At 60.3% G+C, this 16,952-nt stretch carries 15 protein-coding genes and 1 tRNA gene; 5 read left to right on the forward strand and 11 right to left on the reverse strand.

The features are described from left to right. Positions 1–2,778, reverse strand: a complete 2,778-nt coding sequence (gene rbbA / locus HT051_RS03620) for a ribosome-associated ATPase/putative transporter RbbA (RefSeq protein ID WP_246810162.1) — start codon at positions 2,776–2,778, stop codon at positions 1–3. Next, the gene (locus tag HT051_RS03625) at positions 2,771–3,844 is read right to left on the reverse strand and encodes an HlyD family secretion protein (RefSeq protein ID WP_174540768.1); all 1,074 of its coding nucleotides are present in this window, start codon (positions 3,842–3,844) and stop codon (positions 2,771–2,773) included. The genes rbbA and HT051_RS03625 overlap by 8 nt, the downstream gene beginning before the upstream one ends. A 254-nt stretch (positions 3,845–4,098) precedes the next feature. Here HT051_RS03625 and HT051_RS03630 point away from each other — a divergent pair. Next, a tRNA-Met gene (locus tag HT051_RS03630) sits at positions 4,099–4,175 on the forward strand. A 339-nt stretch (positions 4,176–4,514) separates the two neighbouring features. On the opposite strand, the gene HT051_RS03635 is transcribed toward HT051_RS03630, so the two are convergent. Continuing rightward, entirely contained in the window at positions 4,515–4,991 is a 477-nt protein-coding gene (locus HT051_RS03635) for an SRPBCC family protein (RefSeq protein ID WP_174540769.1), read from the reverse strand. Between the two features lie 212 nt (positions 4,992–5,203). Between HT051_RS03635 and HT051_RS03640 the strand changes: the two genes are divergently transcribed. Next, the gene (locus tag HT051_RS03640) at positions 5,204–5,989 is read left to right on the forward strand and encodes a helix-turn-helix transcriptional regulator (RefSeq protein ID WP_174540770.1); all 786 of its coding nucleotides are present in this window, start codon (positions 5,204–5,206) and stop codon (positions 5,987–5,989) included. Positions 5,990–6,062: 73 nt separating this feature from the next. Here HT051_RS03640 and HT051_RS03645 read toward each other — a convergent pair whose 3' ends face one another. After that, on the reverse strand, positions 6,063–6,623 hold the full coding sequence (locus HT051_RS03645) for a TetR/AcrR family transcriptional regulator (protein ID WP_174540771.1): 561 nt from the start codon (positions 6,621–6,623) through the stop codon (positions 6,063–6,065). A gap of 101 nt (positions 6,624–6,724) precedes the next feature. Between HT051_RS03645 and HT051_RS03650 the strand changes: the two genes are divergently transcribed. Further along, positions 6,725–7,492, forward strand: a complete 768-nt coding sequence (locus HT051_RS03650; RefSeq protein WP_174540772.1) for an SDR family NAD(P)-dependent oxidoreductase — start codon at positions 6,725–6,727, stop codon at positions 7,490–7,492. 195 nt (positions 7,493–7,687) lie between these two features. Here HT051_RS03650 and HT051_RS03655 read toward each other — a convergent pair whose 3' ends face one another. The 4 genes from HT051_RS03655 to trxB all read right to left on the reverse strand — a co-directional run bounded on the left by HT051_RS03655 (position 7,688) and on the right by trxB (position 10,252). Continuing rightward, positions 7,688–8,182, reverse strand: a complete 495-nt coding sequence (locus HT051_RS03655) for a DUF2938 family protein (protein ID WP_208454376.1) — start codon at positions 8,180–8,182, stop codon at positions 7,688–7,690. A gap of 191 nt (positions 8,183–8,373) precedes the next feature. Beyond that, positions 8,374–8,814 (reverse strand): OsmC family protein, encoded by a 441-nt coding sequence (locus HT051_RS03660; RefSeq protein WP_174540773.1) that lies wholly within the window; start codon positions 8,812–8,814, stop codon positions 8,374–8,376. Between the two features lie 83 nt (positions 8,815–8,897). Then, positions 8,898–9,221, reverse strand: a complete 324-nt coding sequence (locus tag HT051_RS03665) for a co-chaperone YbbN (RefSeq protein WP_174540774.1) — start codon at positions 9,219–9,221, stop codon at positions 8,898–8,900. A gap of 29 nt (positions 9,222–9,250) precedes the next feature. Then, complete coding sequence (trxB, locus tag HT051_RS03670; protein ID WP_246810163.1) at positions 9,251–10,252, reverse strand: thioredoxin-disulfide reductase; 1,002 nt, start codon at positions 10,250–10,252, stop codon at positions 9,251–9,253. 75 nt (positions 10,253–10,327) lie between these two features. On the opposite strand from trxB, the gene HT051_RS03675 reads away from it, so the two are divergent. Beyond that, positions 10,328–11,227 (forward strand): LysR family transcriptional regulator, encoded by a 900-nt coding sequence (locus tag HT051_RS03675; RefSeq protein WP_174540775.1) that lies wholly within the window; start codon positions 10,328–10,330, stop codon positions 11,225–11,227. A gap of 335 nt (positions 11,228–11,562) precedes the next feature. On the opposite strand, the gene HT051_RS03680 is transcribed toward HT051_RS03675, so the two are convergent. Genes HT051_RS03680 through HT051_RS03690 form a run of 3 tightly spaced genes read right to left on the reverse strand, consistent with a single transcriptional unit; the run spans position 11,563 to position 15,111 of the window. After that, positions 11,563–12,837 (reverse strand): ABC transporter substrate-binding protein, encoded by a 1,275-nt coding sequence (locus HT051_RS03680; protein WP_246810164.1) that lies wholly within the window; start codon positions 12,835–12,837, stop codon positions 11,563–11,565. A gap of 56 nt (positions 12,838–12,893) precedes the next feature. Further along, a complete protein-coding gene (locus HT051_RS03685) occupies positions 12,894–14,456 on the reverse strand; it encodes an ATP-binding protein (protein WP_174540776.1) in 1,563 nt (520 codons plus the stop codon). Beyond that, entirely contained in the window at positions 14,449–15,111 is a 663-nt protein-coding gene (locus tag HT051_RS03690) for a response regulator transcription factor (protein ID WP_174540777.1), read from the reverse strand. The genes HT051_RS03685 and HT051_RS03690 overlap by 8 nt, the downstream gene beginning before the upstream one ends. A gap of 493 nt (positions 15,112–15,604) precedes the next feature. Here HT051_RS03690 and HT051_RS03695 point away from each other — a divergent pair, with 493 nt between their 5' ends. Further along, positions 15,605–16,912, forward strand: coding sequence for a transporter substrate-binding domain-containing protein (locus HT051_RS03695; protein WP_174540778.1), 1,308 nt, complete (start codon positions 15,605–15,607; stop codon positions 16,910–16,912). The last annotated feature ends 40 nt before the right edge of the window (positions 16,913–16,952 follow it).

The raw sequence follows: 16,952 nt of genomic DNA on the forward strand, positions 1-16,952 counted from the left end.
TCAGCGCTCCTGCTTGGCGAGAAAGAGGGCAGCGAGGCCGATCAGCACGGGGATGGCGATGACCAGCGGCACGAAGTCGGCCTGCAGATCGGAGAAGTCCAGCGCCTTGGAGAAGGTGCCGCGGGTGATGGTCAGGAAATAGGTGGTCGGATAGATCTCGCCGATGAGACGTCCGACGCCCTGTAGGGAGGAGACCGGATCGATCATGCCGGAGAAATTCACCGCCGGCAGGATGGTCAGGATGGCGGTGCCGAAGATGGCGGCGATCTGGCTGCGGGTGAAGCACGAGATCAACAGCCCGAGGGCGGTCGCTGTGCCGACATAGAGCAGGGCGCCGAAGCTCAAGGTCAGGAAGCTCCCCTCCAGCGGAACCTCCAGGATGGTGACCGCGAAGAAGGTGAGCAGCAGGAAGCTGATCACCGACAGGACGATATAGGGGAATTGCTTGCCGAGCAGGAATTCCAGCCGCGTCGTCGGGGTGACGTAGAAATTGATGATCGAGCCGAGCTCCTTCTCGCGCACCACGCTGAGCGCGGCCAGCATCGACGGGATCAGCATCAGCAGCATCGGGATCATCGCCGGGATCATGGCGACCAGGCTCTTGATATCCGGGTTGTAGCGGTAGCGCGCTTCGATATCGACGGGCGTATCCAGCGCGTCGGCCTGGCCCATCTCGGTCGCCTTGCGCGACAGCCAGAGGGAATGCATGCCCTCCACATAGGCCTGGACGGTTTCCGCCCGGGTCGGCATGGCGCCGTCGATCCAGGCGCCGACCGAGACGTCATCGCCTCGGGCCACGTCGCGGGCGAAATTGGGTGGGATCTCGATCGCCAGGCTGAGCTCGCCGGAGCGCATACGGCGGTCCAATTCGTCATAGCTGGTGATCGGGTCGTGCTCGTCGAAATAGCGCGAGCCGGCAATGTCGAGAATATAGTCGCGGCTGGTGCCGGTCTCGTCGCGGTCGAGCGCGGCGAAGGAGAGCTCCTCCACGTCGAGGCTGATGCCATAGCCGATCACGAACATCAAAATGACGCTGCCGACCAGGGCCATGGTCAGGCGGACTGGATCGCGAAAGAGCTCCAGGGTCTCGCGGCGGGCATAGCAGTAGAGACGGCGCGGATCGAACAGATTGCGCCAGGATGCTGGTTGCGGCGGGGCCTCTTCCGCCTCGATGAGGGGCTGCAGCGCGGCCTCGGACTCCGCCTCGACGGTCTCGCCGGTGGCCTCGGCGAGATAGGCGATAAAGGCTTCTTCCAGGTTGGCGGCGCCGCGCTGAGCGATCAGCTCGTCGGGCGCGCCGGTGACCAGCACCTTGCCTGCGTCCATGAAGGAGATGCGGTCGCATCGCTCCGCTTCGTTCATGAAATGGGTGGAGATAAAGATGGTGACGCCGTCGCGGCGGGACAGCTCCACGATGGAGCGCCAAAACGCGTCGCGGGCGATGGGGTCGACGCCGGAGGTCGGCTCATCGAGGATCAGAAGCTCCGGCCGGTGGATCATCGCCACCGCTAGGGAGAGGCGCTGGCGGTGGCCCAAGGGCAGCGCCGCCGGCAGGCTGTCCATCACGTCTTGCAGATCGAAACGGGCCGCCATCTCTTCGCTGCGGGATTCGACCTCGTGCTCCGGCACGTCGAACAGCCGGGCGTGCAGCACCAGATTCTGGCGCACGGTGAGTTCGCCATAGAGGGAGAAGGATTGCGACATGTAGCCGACCCGCCGGCGCATCGCCAAGCTGTCATTGCCGACCGGCTGGCCGAACAGCCAGGCCTTGCCTTCGCTGGCCGGCAGGAGACCGGTCAGCATCTTCATGGTGGTGGTCTTGCCGCAGCCATTGGAGCCGAGGAAGCCGAAGATCTCACCGCGGGTGATGCGGAAGCTGACATGGTCGACGGCGGTGAAATCGCCGAAGCGCTTGGTGAGGTCCTTGGCCTCGATGGCGACCTCTTGGTCGTCGGCACTGCGCGGCGGGATCTCGACGGGTTTGTAAAGCGCGCGCTCTTCCTCGGGGAGAAGGGCGATGAAGGCCTCCTCGAGCGTGGTGGCGCCGACCTGGGCCATGAGCTGGTCGGGGGTGCCGCAATCGAGGAGCTTGCCGGCATTCATGGCGATCAGCCATTCGAACTGCCGCGCCTCTTCCATATAGGCGGACGCGACGACGACGCTCATGGCCGGGCGGTCCCCGCGAATGCGCTCGATCAGCGCCCAGAACTGGCGGCGGGAGAGCGGATCGACGCCGGTGGTTGGCTCATCGAGGATGAGAAGATCGGGGTCGTGGATCAGGGCGCAGCACAGGCCGAGCTTCTGCTTCATGCCGCCGGAGAGCTTGCCGGCGGGGCGGTCGCGGAAAGGGGCGAGCCCGGTCGCCTCGGTGAGCAGGGCGATGCGCTTTTGCCGCTCTTTGCTGCCATGGCCGAACAGGCGGCCGAAGAAGTCGATATTCTCCTCTACCGACAAGGTCTCGTAGAGATTCTTGCCGAGGCCCTGGGGCATATAGGCGATGCGCGGACAGGTGACGTTGCGCGCTGCCTGTTTCGACATATCGGCGCCAAGCACATGCACCTGGCCGTCTTGCACGGCGCGAGCGCCGGCGAGCAGCGACAATAGGCTGGATTTGCCGACGCCGTCGGGGCCGATGAAGCCGACCAGCTTGCCGGCGGGAATATCGACGGTGATGCCGTCGAGGGCCGCTACCGTCTTGTAGCGAAGGCTGACATGAGAAAGGCGCGCCACCGCATCCGATGGGCCGGTGGCCGCCGGCTCGGCGACCTTATCAGTCACTTGGCAAATTCACCTTGAGCTTGTCGGGCCAGGGGGCATTGGGGTCGAGGCGGACATAGGCAACCCCGGGGAGCCCCGTCTTGACGTACTGGATGTATTTTTTCAGGAGCTCTGGGGCGATGGTCGCCTTGATGCGGAACATCAGCTTCTCCCGCTCCTCGGCGGTCTCGACCGATTTGGGCGTGAATTGCGCCACATCGGCGACATAGGAGACGGAAGCCGGGATGACGTATTCCGGCGCCACGTCCAGAACCAGATGCACCTCGCTATCCAGCCCGACGCGGCCCGCCTGCAAGGTGGGCAGGAAGAAGGTCATGTAGACATCGGAAAGATCGACCATGTTGAGCACGGTGCCGCCGGCGCTCAGCACCTCGCCCGGCTCGGCCACGCGGTATTGCACCCGGCCGTCGCGGGGCGAGGTCAGGGTGCTGTCATCGATATCGGCCTTGATGCGCTGAATGGTGGCGTCTGCCGCATCCAGATCGGCCTTGGCGCCGATGACTTCGGACTTGGCCGAATTGATGGCCGCCTGCGCTGCGGCGAGATCCGCCTTGGCTGCGCTGAGCGCGGCCTGGGCGGCGCGGAAGCTGGAGGTATCGTCATCCAGCCGCTGCACGGGCACCGCCTCCTTGGCCACCAGCTCCTTGCTGCGGTCGAGATTCTTTTGCGCGATGTCGAGCTCGGCCTGGCGCTGCGCCACCACCGCGGTGGCGGCTTCCTGTTCTGCTTGGCGCTGGGTGACCAGTTCCTGGGCGGTCTTGATGCTGATATCGGCGCGTTGGCTGTTGGCTTGCGCTTCGGCAAGCTCGGCCTCCAGCACCTTGGTATCCATCTTGGCGAGGGGTTGGCCGGCGGTGACGAAATCGCCCTCATGGGCATAGATATCCTCGACCCGGCCGGCGATCTTGGCGGCGATATCGATCTCGGTGGCCTCGATTCGGCCATTGCCGCTGGCAATGGTATCGGGCAGTCCGGAGGGCCATAGATAAAGCCAAGCCACCCATCCGGCGGCCCCAATCACGGCGACAACGGCGAGGGCGCGCCAGTAACGTTTCAGATAGTGCATTGCGGAAATTCCCAGCCTGATCCCGGCGAACGCTAGCACGATCAACAGCTGTTGTCTGGCTTCCGGATCGCCGCGCCGCAAGCTTGCCAGCTTAGTTTCAGAATTCTGTTACAAGGCTTGATTGCCGGGGCAAGACCGACTACATGTCTCCTCCACGGGCCGGGCGCAATGCACCGGTTGGAGTTCTCAATCTCCTGACGAATCTTTTCGCGATTCGGCCGTGCTCTCTTAAATTTAAGAGATATCGATTTTGGCGCGGGGTGGAGCAGCCCGGTAGCTCGTCAGGCTCATAACCTGAAGGTCGTAGGTTCAAATCCTACCCCCGCAACCAATTTTCCTTTCTTGGTAACTTCGCCAACATCGGCCGGCCTCTAGGTTGGCCGCCCGTCCGCGAGTTACGGCTGGGTGCGTCCATCTGTTCGGGGCGCGCAAGCATATCCTAACCCCGCGATCGAATTTTCTGATGTGAAATTCGAATCCTTTTACATTGGGCGGCACAGCCGCGTCTTGCTGGCGTGCTTTCGAGGGGCGTTGACCGTTATTGTAGGTCGCTAGCCTGACCGAATGTTTTTGAGCCGTGAGAGGAATGGCAACGGCATCGACCGATGCGCTCATAGCGGACAGACAAACGTTCGACCGTCCGCTATGAGCCGTTGATGTAAGACGAAGCTTAGTTTTCTGCTTTGGCTACGATGCCGTCCACACCAGCCTCATAGATCCCGGCGACTGTCTTTGTCGCATCGTCATCCGATGCGCCTTTTGCCTTGAATGTGCCCGACCAACTCACCATCGAGCCATCGCCCTTGGGGGTTACGCTGATGACAGACTCGTAATCGTCGACGGGCAGCGGGCCTTTTAGGATCTTGTAAGTGTAATGCATATCCTTGTCGTCGCGAGAAACCAGCTCCTCCTCGATCGTACCTCCACCTTTCAAGCTCAGCGTCCGTACCTGATGGCCGTCTGCGGTCGATGGAACGCACTTGATGATGGCGGGGTGCCAGGAAGCGATGCCGCAAAAATCCCCGACCGCGGCCCAGGCTTTCTCAGGCGAAGCGGTTGTCTCCTTGGTGGCTTTTGCATCCAACGCAAGGGCAGACGTAGCCGAACAAGTCAGCAGAACAGTGGCCGCCAAAACAATCTTCTTCATTTTGCTTCTCTCTCCCTAGTTGCCGTACGAACCGGCTTGAAAAATGCGGAAGACTTAACGTCTCTCACAAACTTATGTTCGCGGTTCTGTGAGCTTTTTTGCTCCGTAATTGTTGTCTCAACCGCTATTGGCATCTTAACTAAGCCGACTTGCGTTGACTCTCGACAATTGGACGATCAGTTTCGACCAAACGACACGCAATGGGAATCGGAATGCCGGGACATAAAGATTGGTTGGTAATAGAGGTGCCACCGATCACGGCGCTGCCACGGCCGGTCTTCCTCACTTCGCAATCCATCCCGGCGCGTCATCGCTTCCCGCTACACAATCACGTATGGGACCAGCTCACCTACGCGACGGAAGGCTTACTGCAGATAACGGTCGAGGAAGCTTGGTCCGTTGTTACCCCGCAGCAAGCAATCTGGATCCCAGCCGGCATGCGTCATACGACTGGTGGCCTCAGCGATGCGAGATACAATTCCGTTTACATTGCTGCGGGAATGGCGTCGCAAATGCCACAACGCTGCGCTTGCCTCACAGTCTCGCCGCTTCTGAGGGCTCTGATCCTGGAATTGGAGGCAATCAGCGACCACAAGGAATCGGAAGAGTATGTCGAGCGTATCGACAAGCTCGTCGTTGATCAGCTTCACCGTCTGGATAAGGAGGATTTCTGCCTCCCGTGGCCGAAAAGCGCGATGCTGCGTACGATTTCGGAAGTCTTATATGAGGCACCTGACGATGCGCGAGGCCTCGACTATTGGGCGGCGGAGCTAGGCGTATCCCCGCGGACCCTGACGCGTCGCTTCGAGAAAGAGGTAGGGCTCAGCCTGCGTGCCTGGCGCCATCGCTTGCGCCTGTTCCGGGCATTGGAGTGGCTCGGCTCTGGTCGCAACGTCACTGGAATTGCACTGGACTTGGGATACGCCTCGACCTCGGCCTTCAGCTACATGTTTCGCAAGGAGATGGGGTGCTCTCCGACCGATTGGCTAAAGCGTTAGCTGGGGGTTGAGGCACCGTCGCTTCGTCGAAAGCGGTGCATTGGAACTCAGGTCGCAACAATGACGGCCCGCATTAAAGATCGACGGCGTCGTTGTGACGATGCGCTTCCCGCACCGTCGACTTCGTGCCTAAGGCCAGTGAAGCGGTGGCATCATCAAAGAATGACGGCGCAGACAGAATGCTCGCCGCCAACATCGCGCCTTCAAGACAAGCCAAGACGTGAGCTGCTTTTTGAGGCGACAACCCACCCGTGACAAGCTTTTCCCGTGCGAGCTGGAAGAAGCGGCGCACCTCCTCCAAAACCTCTCCCGATAGAGTTGCGGGCGTTGCGCCGAGAGCAACGCAGAGACACATTCTGCCGTCGTGAAGCAGCGAGCGCCGGAAAGATTGGGTCCAGGTTTCGATTATGTCGTGCCCCTCACCAGTCTCCTGATCGATGGCTAACATAAAGCGGTCGATGTAGCGGCGAGCGACGGCGACGGCCAGACTTTCCTTGGTCGGGAAGTGGTAATGCACGCTGGAGCTTTTGACGCCGACATCAGCGGCGATCTCGCGAAAGCTGAAGCCATTATATCCCGCAACTCGTATCCGACGCTCCGCGGCGTCCAATATGGCGGCTGTCGTGTCGCTCAATTTTTTCACCTCTCTATCTGTCGATAGATAGGTGTTGCCACCAGTCAAGGCAATAGCTAAGACTTCTCTATCTACCGATAGATAGAGAAGGGAGATTGTTCATGAGCTTCGAAGGAAAAGTTGTGGCGATTACCGGTGGCAGCTCCGGAATCGGCAAGGAGACGGCTGCCCGCTTCATCGCAGAAGGCGCAAAGGTTGCTATCAATGGACGTGATCGTGAGAAACTCGAGGCAGCTGCGCATGAGATCGATCCGAGCGGGGAGAACGTCGTCATTTCAGTTGGAGACGTTGCCGATCCTCAAACGGGCGAGGCGCTCGTCAATGCGGCTACATCCCGTTTTGGAAGGCTGGATATTTTGGTCAACAATGCCGGCGTCTTCTCGCCGAAGTCTTTTTTGGATTTTACGGAGAGCGACTACGACTTCTTCCTCGACACCATCCTCAAGGGGAAGTTTTTCACCGCTCAGGCCGGTGCCAAGGCCATGAAGGACACAGGCGGTACCATCGTGCAGACCGGGTCGATGTGGGCCATTCAGGCAATTGGAGCAACGCCGTCATCGGCCTACTCCGCCGCCAATGCGGGTGTCCATGCCATGGTTCGCAATCTGGCTATCGAGCTGGCACCATTTAAAATCCGCATCAATGCGGTCGCGCCGGCGGTTGTGGAGACTCCCGCTTTCAAGGTCTTTATGACCGATGAGGAGATCGAAGCGGCCCTGCCGGGCTTGAACGCTTTTCACCCGCTCGGCCGGAATGGCCAGCCCAAGGACATCGCCGATGCGATCCTGTTCCTCGCTTCCGATCAGGCGTCTTGGATTACAGGCACGGTGCTCTCCGTCGATGGCGGCGTCACCGCTGGACGACATTGAGCGAAGAGCGTCGCTGAAACCGGTCGCCGCTCCGTTGGTATTGATATTGGAAACCAGCGGAGCGGTTGCTCGGCAAGCCATCTAAAAATTTGGCTTTTGTGAGTGGATGGTCAGTTTAGCGCGCAGAGCTATGCCCCGCATTCGATCTTCGCGACGCCGTTGGACTGGGAACACGTTATGAGGGGCCTGGAGGACCTAGTTTCCAGAGACGCCTAGCGCTAGGAGGAATTGTGCCAGAGCGAAGACTGAATGCGCCACGATCACGTATGCAATCATGAGAGCGGGATTGGGGGTCTTCCGTGCGAAGAGCCCGCCGCCTAGTCCCGGCATAAGTATCATGAGGCCGGCGAGACTGCTGACTACGACGCCGATCATAAAGACAGGAAAAACGGTGGGCGCCGCGATATAGCCGATGCCCCAGAAAAGCGGAAGCATTGCCGCGTAGGCCAAACCGACCAGGTAGTGGAAGATCCATCCGATTGTCCACTCCTCCATGGAAGCCGGCGTTTCGTTGTCTGTATCCAGCACAAGGTTGCCGTGCGGTATGCCTAGAAGCCAGCGTCCGACCATGCCCCAGTGTGTGCCGGGGAACCCCGCGAATTTGTCCAGGAGCAGGGCCCAGAGGTCCAGCGCGATCGTCGAACCTATGCCGACGATGAGTGTAAATTCGATGAGCTGAGAGAGCATCATGATAGGTTAATCATTCCCGCCACGTGACGCCCCGGGAACGGTAATCTGAAGGGGCGGTGAGGATAGGTCTCTCGTGAGAATCGGTACAATAAACTTTGTTGTCGAGCGAAACTCAGTTCGAAAATGAATGATGAAGAGAGACCGATAGAATCGCCCCGGGCTTCTGGGCTCGGCTACTGGGAGCAGTGGCTTTAGGCGGCCGCGATGGCGACTGCCGGTACCACTTCAATGTCCACATCGGCCTTCCTTGCCAGGTTGCCGACGACGCAGACCTTGTCAGCGGATGCGATGGCAGCCTCGCCGGCCATCTGGTCGGCTTCGCTCGAACCCGCTTTGAGCGTCACATGCGCTGTATGACGGATCGAGAAAGACTTGTCGTCGGCAACGGCCTCGGTCGTGACCGATAGTGTCTCGACGGGCACTTTCTTGTTCTCAGTGATCGCTCGCAAAGTCGCCAGGAAGCATGCGGCCGTAGCCGAGGTGAATAGCTCCTTGGGATTCGCGCCAGCGCCACTGCCGCCGAGGTCTGCGGGAATGCCGATTTCGACCTCGAACTTCTCTCCCGCAATCTGTCCCTTGCCCTTAAAGCCGCCATCCCAGGCGGAATTCAGCTTGATATTGGTTTTGGACATGTCGTCCTCCCTTGTTGAGGTCGCATGCGGGGTCTCCGACGCGCCTTCTCATCTGCTTGATTGTTTGGAGAATGTTTCGGTGTTCAGACCGCGTTGTTCACGGCGTCGACGTAACGCGCCTTGGCGTGCAGGCCGATGATCGTGTCCAGGGGCTTGCCGTCCTTGAACACCAGGACAGTGGGAACGCTACGGATGCCGAAAGCACCAGCAATTTCCGGAGCCTTGTCAATGTCGACTTCGGCGAAGCTAGCGCGTTCGCCCAATTCGCCCGCGACTTCATCGTATATTGGTTCCAGTGCGATGCAGGGGCGGCACCAAGTCGCCCAGAAACGCAGGACTTTGACTTGCTCCTCTCTCTGCATGAACGCATCGAAATTGCTGGTATCGAGGCTTTTGACATCAGCCATGTCGGGATCTCCTTAGCTTGGTTTTTTGGTCAGGCCGAAGCGCTTTGCGCGTTGCCGGCCGTTGCTTCGAGGGCAAGGCTCACGAGGTAGCGGTCAGCCTCCAGAGCCGCCATGCAGCCCTGGCCCGCGGCTGTCACCGCCTGGCGAAATTGATCGTCGGCGACGTCGCCAGCCGCGAAGACACCCGGTACGGCAGTCGCGGTGCTGTTCGGAGCGGTGTCGAGATAGCCGCCGTCGTTGGTCGGCAACTGCCCGGCAAAGACCTCAGTCGCCGGGCTATGCCCGATCGCAATGAAGACACCGTCGGTTGCGATCTTTCGAACGGCGCCGTCCCGGGTGTCGCGTAAGACGACCCCGGTCACGCCACGGGGGGCTTCGGTGCCAACGATCTCCGCAATCTCGGCATTCCAGATGACCTCGAGCTTTGGGTGGGCGAGCAGACGATCTTGCATCACCTTCTCGGCTCTCAGCCTGTCGCGTCGATGAACGAGAATGACTTTGTCTGCGATGCCAGCGAGGAAAAGGGCTTCCTCCACGGCCGTGTTGCCGCCCCCGACCACAACGACAGTGCGGTTACGGTAGAAGAAACCGTCGCAGGTCGCGCAGGCTGAGACGCCGAACCCCTGGAACTTCGCCTCCGACGGCAGGTCTAACCACTTCGCCTTAGCCCCTGTGGCAATAATCAGTGCGTCGGCGGTATATTCCCTGCCGCTATCCCCCGTAAGGCGAAATGGGCGCTGGGAGAGCGCGACCCGGGTCACAAGATCGGTCACGACCTCCGTCCCCATGCGCTTTGCTTGCTCCTGCATCTGCTCCATGAGCCAGGGGCCCTGGATTGGGTCGGCATAGCCCGGGTAGTTTTCCACATCGGTGGTGATCGTTAGCTGACCGCCGGGCTCCATGCCTGTCAGCAGGAGAGGGGCCAGTCCGGCGCGGGCTGCGTAGATAGCTGCCGTCCAACCAGCGGGTCCTGATCCGAGAATGATGAGGTTTCGATACATGACCTTGCCTTTTGTCGCTAAGGCAGTCATATATTCCGCGAGGGCGTGTAATTAAGTTCTAATATGAAATCTGTTTTAATTCGGAAAACGAATTAATTTAACGCTATGGAAATCAAACAACTGCGCTGTTTCGCCCACGTCGCTGAAACGCTGAATTTCAACCGTGCCGCCGACAGGCTGAACATGTCGCAGCCGGTGGTGACCAAAACCGTCGCTCAACTGGAGCACAAGCTTGGGGTGAAGCTTTTCGAGCGCACGACGCGGCGCGTGTCGTTGACACCTGCCGGGGTGGTGCTGCGGCGCGAGGTTGAGGGGTTGTTGGCCCATCTCGATAAAGTCCAGCGTGCGGTGCGGCATGAGATCGGCGCGGACAGCGGACGGTTCGCGATTGGGGTTACGCCGCTGGCGATGCAGACCGTCTTCCCGCAGGTCATCCGGGGGTTCCGCGAGGCATATCCCGAAATTGATGTCACGATCCGGGAGTTCACGACGGAGGCCCAGGTCAAGGCGTTGTTGGCGGCGGAGATCGACGTGGGCTTTCTGCTTGCACCCGCCACGGCGGCGGAGCTTGAGGTGAAAGTGATCCACGAGGAGGTGATGCGTCTCGCTATCCCGTCGGATCATCCGCATCTGCGACAGTTAAACGATAGCTCAATACCGCTTTCTGCTTTTGCAGGCGATACATTCATCATCCCGCCAAGGTCCCAAAATCCCGGCGTGCATGACGAGATCATCCGCGCCTGCGCTGTTTCGGGTTTTCGCCCCCGGGTACAGGAGTGTCATGAAAACCAGAGCTGTCTTTCTCTGGTCGAGGCCGGAATCGGGGTGAGCTTCGTGATGAACCAGATCGATTGCGTGGCGCGAGGTGACGTGCATATCGTCGATCTCGAAGCGCCGGCGCCGGTGCTTAGTATCGCGTTGGCCTGGCGAAGCGATGACCCGCTGCCGTTTCTGGAAAAAATCCGTTCCCTTGCATTCGGTATGGATTTGACGGCGGAGGCATAGCCTCCTTGGTCGCTATCGACGGCAAGCGCTAGCACATCATCTAGCACAAAGATTTCCTCATCCTAAAATTATTGTTGTATATCAATAAATTATATCACAGGCCGTTCGCCTCATAACCTGAAGGTCGTAGGTTCAAATCCTACCCCCGCAACCAATCTTCCCAACCATATTAGGCATTGGGTCGGCCGCCGTTTAATCCGGCCGCTGTTTGGTCGCGGCGCGGCCGGGGGGCTGAAGCCCGATTGTTGTCAGTTCCCGCGCGCGACGACAGCCAGAATGAGCCTTTAGACAGAGCCTTGGACTGAGCCTTGGACCGAGCCTTGGCGATCCTCCGCTTAGAACTCGGTCAGGCCGCGGGGATTGGCCGATGGAGCGGGTTTCGTCTCAGTGGGGCGGCCGCTCATCCAAGGCGGATAGATGAAGCGCTCGGTGTTGTAGGGCTCCGGCGCGATCATCGCCAACGGCGCTCTGAAGTCGTGGATCTGGTAGAAGATATGCGGCATGCCCAGCGAGGGGTCGGGCGTCAGCACCGGATAGGGGACGACGGCCTGCCAATCGGGATGATAGCGGATGGTGCCGTGCACGGTGCGGTAGATCATGCCTCTGAGGGCAAACGCCACTTTCCTGTTCTGCTCGAAATCGCCCGGCGCGCCGGAGCCGCCGGCCATCGCCGCGCCGACGGCGTAGTGATGCAGGTTGCTATAGGACTGGCAGCCGATGGTCGGCGTCGAGCCATCGCCGAACCTGGCCTTGTAGCGGGTCTCGAAGCGTTTCCCCATTTCGTCGCGGAGCAGGCCGATGATCGAGGAGACGATGACGCCGACGCTCGCCTCCTGGGCGATATCGGCGAAGGTCCGGTGGACCGCGCCGTATTGCAGATAGACCAGGCAGTCCATCGGGTTTTCCACGAATTGGCGTTGGAAATGCGCCAGATCGCCGGCGTAGAAATGGGTGTTGGCGAAAACGGCCGGATCGGTCGCCCGGACCTCCTCGATGACGTCGCGCCACTGGCTGGTCGGGGTCTGCACGATCTTCGGCCCGAAGCAGACCTGCCATCCATAGCTGGCCGCGGCCTTGGCCATCGAGTTGGAGATCACGATGCTGTAGGGCGTCGATCCGGAGACGATGGCGATGCGGTTGGATTTCGGGGTCCATTGCCCGCTATCCCGGAGCCAGGAGAGGAATTTGATCAGGCCGGGGCCATACCAATAGTCGGCCGGATCGGCCATGAAACAGCCGAAATACCGGTCTGGATCGCTCATCACCGTATCGTGGTGCTGGAGCAGCGTATTGGCGTGGACATAGATGATGCCGGCATCGGCGATCGGCTCGTATTCGGAGTTCTGCGCGCCGATATTGTAGCCGTTGACGATGGCGTGGACCTTGTGCTTCTCGATCAGGAGCCGGGCTGCGGAAACGACCTCCTTCGCGGTCTGCCGGCAGGTATCGACGAAGAAGGGTTTGATCGGGCGGCCGAGCAGCCCGCCGCGCGCGTTGAGCTCTTCGCAGGCCAGAATGATGCCGTTGCGGAACTCGGCGCCGTCGGCGGCCGAAGGTCCGGTAAGGGGCACCATGCTGCCGATGGGCACGAATTCGGAACTGTCGTCCACGTCGATTATCCCTCAGTTGAAAATGCGCGACCGGTGCTTCTGCCGCTGTGACAGGCTCAAGGACCCATCGTCTGTTTTAGAAAGTCCGGCTCGAAGAGAAGATTGTGCATCAGCACCCGCAGGCGCGGCGGGCTGACCGGCTTGACCAGAACCGGGATACCGGCCTTCTGGATGTTGCTGATCACCTTCGGCTCTGCGTCTGCGGTGACGACCATGGCGGGCATTTCAGGATCGTCGACGAGGTCGCGGACCGCTTCGATTGCCTCAAGGCCGGTTCGGGTCTGCAGATTGTAATCGGCGATGATCAGCTCCGGGGTGACCAATCCTTCCGAGACCAGCCGTATCGCCTCGTCCTTGTTGGGCGCGGGGTGCACGTCGATGCCCCAGCGGCGCAACAGCTGGGCCATGGATTCGCGCAAGATCTCGTCATCCTCGATGAGCAAGACCGGCGTTCCGGCGAATTCGCCGCCGACGGCTTCGCTGACATCGGCGGCGGGGCCGATATCGCTGTGCCAGATATTGCCGAGCGGCACCCAGACCGAGAAGATCGATCCCTTGTCCGGCCGGGAGCGCACGCCGATCGGATGTTCGAGAAGGTCGGCCAGGCGTTTCACGATATTGAGGCCGAGGCCGAGCCCCTTCCTCTGCTTCCGGCTGTCGTCGGTGACGCGGTAGAACTCGTCGAAGACGCGGGTACAATCCTCTTCGCTAATGCCGCGGCCGGTATCGACCACCTCGATGCGCAAGCCCCGCCCCTCTTTTCGGCAGCCGACAAGCACGCCGCCAACTTCGGTGAAGCGGATGGCGTTGGCGACGAAATTGCTCAGGATCCGCTCCAGCAGCGCGCGGTCGGTCGACACCGTCTTATGGGGGGTGACGAATCTGAGGTCGATCCCCTTCTCCTGGGCCTGATGATCGAATTGTATCTGGATGCGCTCGAACAGCTCCGAAAGCTGGAACGAGGTGATGCGCGGCTGAATCCGGCCGGCATCGAGCTGGCCGATCTGCAAAAGTGCGCCGAGGAGGTCCTCCATGATGGAGGCGGACACGCCCATGGCATGGAGAATTTCGCGACGCTGCTCCTCATCCTGCTCCTGCAGGCAGTTGTAGATCAGGATCTTCAGCGAGGCGAGCGGTTGGCGCAGGTCGTGATTGGCAGCCCGCAGAAAGCGCGATTTGGCTTCGTCGGTGGCTTCCGCGGCTTCCTTGGCTTCGCGCAGCTCCCGCTCGTTGCGCTTGACTGCGGTGACGTCGGTGAAGGTGACCGCCATGCCGTCGGCGCGGGTTGGCCGCTGCGCGACATGCATGGTGTTGCCGGTCGCGAATTGGAAGTCGGAATCGCTGAGGGTCCCGAAGTCGCCGATCTTGTCGTGCGCCCATTGTTCGGGATCGCCGGGAACCACCCATTCTTGCGAATGGGCGACGGCCGCGACGTAATCCTCATAGCGCATGCCAAGAGAGACGGGCAGGGCGCAGCTGCGATGGAAGCCTTCGTTGATGTAGACGAGTTTGCGATCGGACGACCAGATCAGAATGCCTGTATCGAGGACGTCGAGTCCTTCCCAAACGGCGTCCAGCTCAGATTCGCCTTCCGCAGCCTGAGCCGGCGCGTCAGCCATTGGCAGCACTAGCGGCGCTGCCGAAATGCGTCACAGCGTAGTGCACAGCGCTCGTCCGGTCGGGGAGGTTCAATTTCTTCATCGCGTTGCCGAGATGGATACGCACGGTCTGACTGCTGAGGCCGAGCTCTTCGGCGATATTCTTCACCGACGATCCGCTGCCGAGCAGAACCAGCACATCGCGCTCCCGGCTGGTGAGACTGCTTAAGTCTCGCTCTTCGGAAGTCGCATTCTTGGGGCGCTCCGCAGGCGCCGAAGAGCGCTCGATGATGCGGCGCGGGAAGGAGACTTCTCCGGCCAGCACGCGCTCCAGCGCCCGCACGATCTCGGGCCCGGCGGCCGATTTCGGGATATAGCCGATGGCGCCTTGCTCGACCGACCGGATGACGTGCTCGACATCTTCATGCACCGAGACGACCACCACCGGAATGTTGGGGTACTTCGCCCGAAGCGCATGCAGGCCGCCGAGCTCCTCCGAACCGGGCATGACGAGGTCCAGCAAGATCAAGCTGGTGTCGGGGTGCTCCGCCAGGAGCTCCATAAGCTCGCCGAAACTCTCGGCTTCGTAAATCTCAAGCTCCTGCTCCAGCCTGCGCATAATCTGCTTGAGAGACTGTCGGACCACCCAATGGTCGTCTCCGATAATGACCTTCATTCTGGAACGTTAGCTCCCTTCGCGTCGGCAGCGCGTGCGTCTAGAAGTGCCATGCCGGCGCGGCTGATTGATTCTCTATATCCGCTGGGGGATTTCGTTCACATATGGTCATAGTTCGTGACCGATTCCAAGCAGGAGGAATGATAAATAACATCTTTTAGTTGCACGAAAGATGCTGGGCCACCCCGCTCTAGAGGATCTGCTGCGCGCTCTCGGGCTGCCGGATCGTCAGGTGGATCGTTAACAGATCCTTTCTAAGTCGCTCATTTGCCCGATAAATTTGCGCAATGCACGTGAAAAAAACGCCAAGCGCACACGCTTTCGGCATTTGCGGCACTCTCCGATAAAAATTTTCGGCTGGCGCAGAAAAGGCATTGACGGCCTCCCTGCAATTCGCTCAAGTGTCTAGACGTTAATTCTAGTTCACTCACCGAATATCTAGCGTTGTGTGTCTAAGAGGCATGCGCGCTTCGCCATCAGGGGGATCGTATCAATGGACTTTACCCGCCGAAAACTCCTCAAGACGACGCTCGCTGCTTCTGCCGCATTTTCAGCGCCGCATCTCTGGCTCCCGGCTTCGAAGGAAGCCTGGGGCGCGACGGTGAAGAAGGGCGAGCCGATCAAGGTCGGGCTTCTCTTCTCGCTTACCGGCGCGCTCGCCGTACCGGAGGAAGACTCCACGCTGGTGCTGCAATACGCCTTCGACGAGATCAACAAGAACGGCGGCATCAACGGCGTGCCGGTCGAGCCGGTGATCGTCGACGCCAAGTCGGACTTCAACGTCTACACCGAGAAGGCCAAGGAGCTGATCATCCGCGACAAGGTCATCGCGCTGTTCGGCTGCTACACCTCGGCGAGCCGCAAGGCGATCCTGCCGACCGTGATGCAGCGCAATCATCTGCTCTACTACCCGACCTGCTACGAGGGCGCCGAGTGCACGCAGAACGCCATCTGCACCGGTCCGCTTGCCAATCAGCATTCCAAGGACCTGATTCCCTTCATGGTGAAGAACTTCGGCAAGAAGGTCTTCTTCGTCGGGTCCAACTATGTCTGGCCGAAAGAGTCGAACAAGAACGCCAAGATCTGGCTGGAGGAGGCCGGCGGCGAGCTGCTCGGCGAAGAGTATGTCCCGCTCGGCAGCTCCGAGTTCGGTCCGGTGTTCAATAAGATCCGCGACACCCAGCCGGACTTCATCTTCTCGACGGTCGTCGGCGCATCCGACATCGCCTTCCACAAGCAGTTCAAGCAGGAAGGCTTCAAGGTGGACAAGATGCCGATCGCATCGCTCACCACGGGCGAGATCGAGACCCGCGCCATGGGGCCGGAATTCGGTGCCGGCCACTTCCTCTCCGCGCCTTACTTCCAGAGCCTCGACAACCCGACCAACCACAAATTCGTCGAGGGCTTCCTGTCGAGCAAATACGGCAAGAACGGCGTGACCCACTACAACATGGAGGAGACCTATCTCTCCGCCTATGTGTTCAAATACGGCTTCGAGAAAGCCGTCGCGGCGGTCGGGGTCGAGAACGTCACGCCACGCATCATCCGCGATCATTCCGGCGGTGTCCGGGTGGAGGACAATGTCTCGCCGGAAGGCTTGGTCTGGATCGACGAGGACAACTTCAACACCTGGCTGAAGCCGAAGATCGGTCAGTGCCAGGGCGATGGCACCTTCAAGGTTCTGAAGGCGTCCGAAGGCCAGGTCCAGCCGCTTCCCTTCTCGATCTATCCCGACTCGGGCACCTGCACCAAGGACGGGCTGAAGGCGCCTGACGGCAAGATCCGCACCAACGTCATCTGACGCAAAACCGGGCCCGCGTTGTCACGGTGGCGCGGGCCCG

This window comes from Methyloligella sp. GL2 (assembly GCF_013341275.1).
Lineage (GTDB): Bacteria > Pseudomonadota > Alphaproteobacteria > Rhizobiales > Methyloligellaceae > Methyloligella.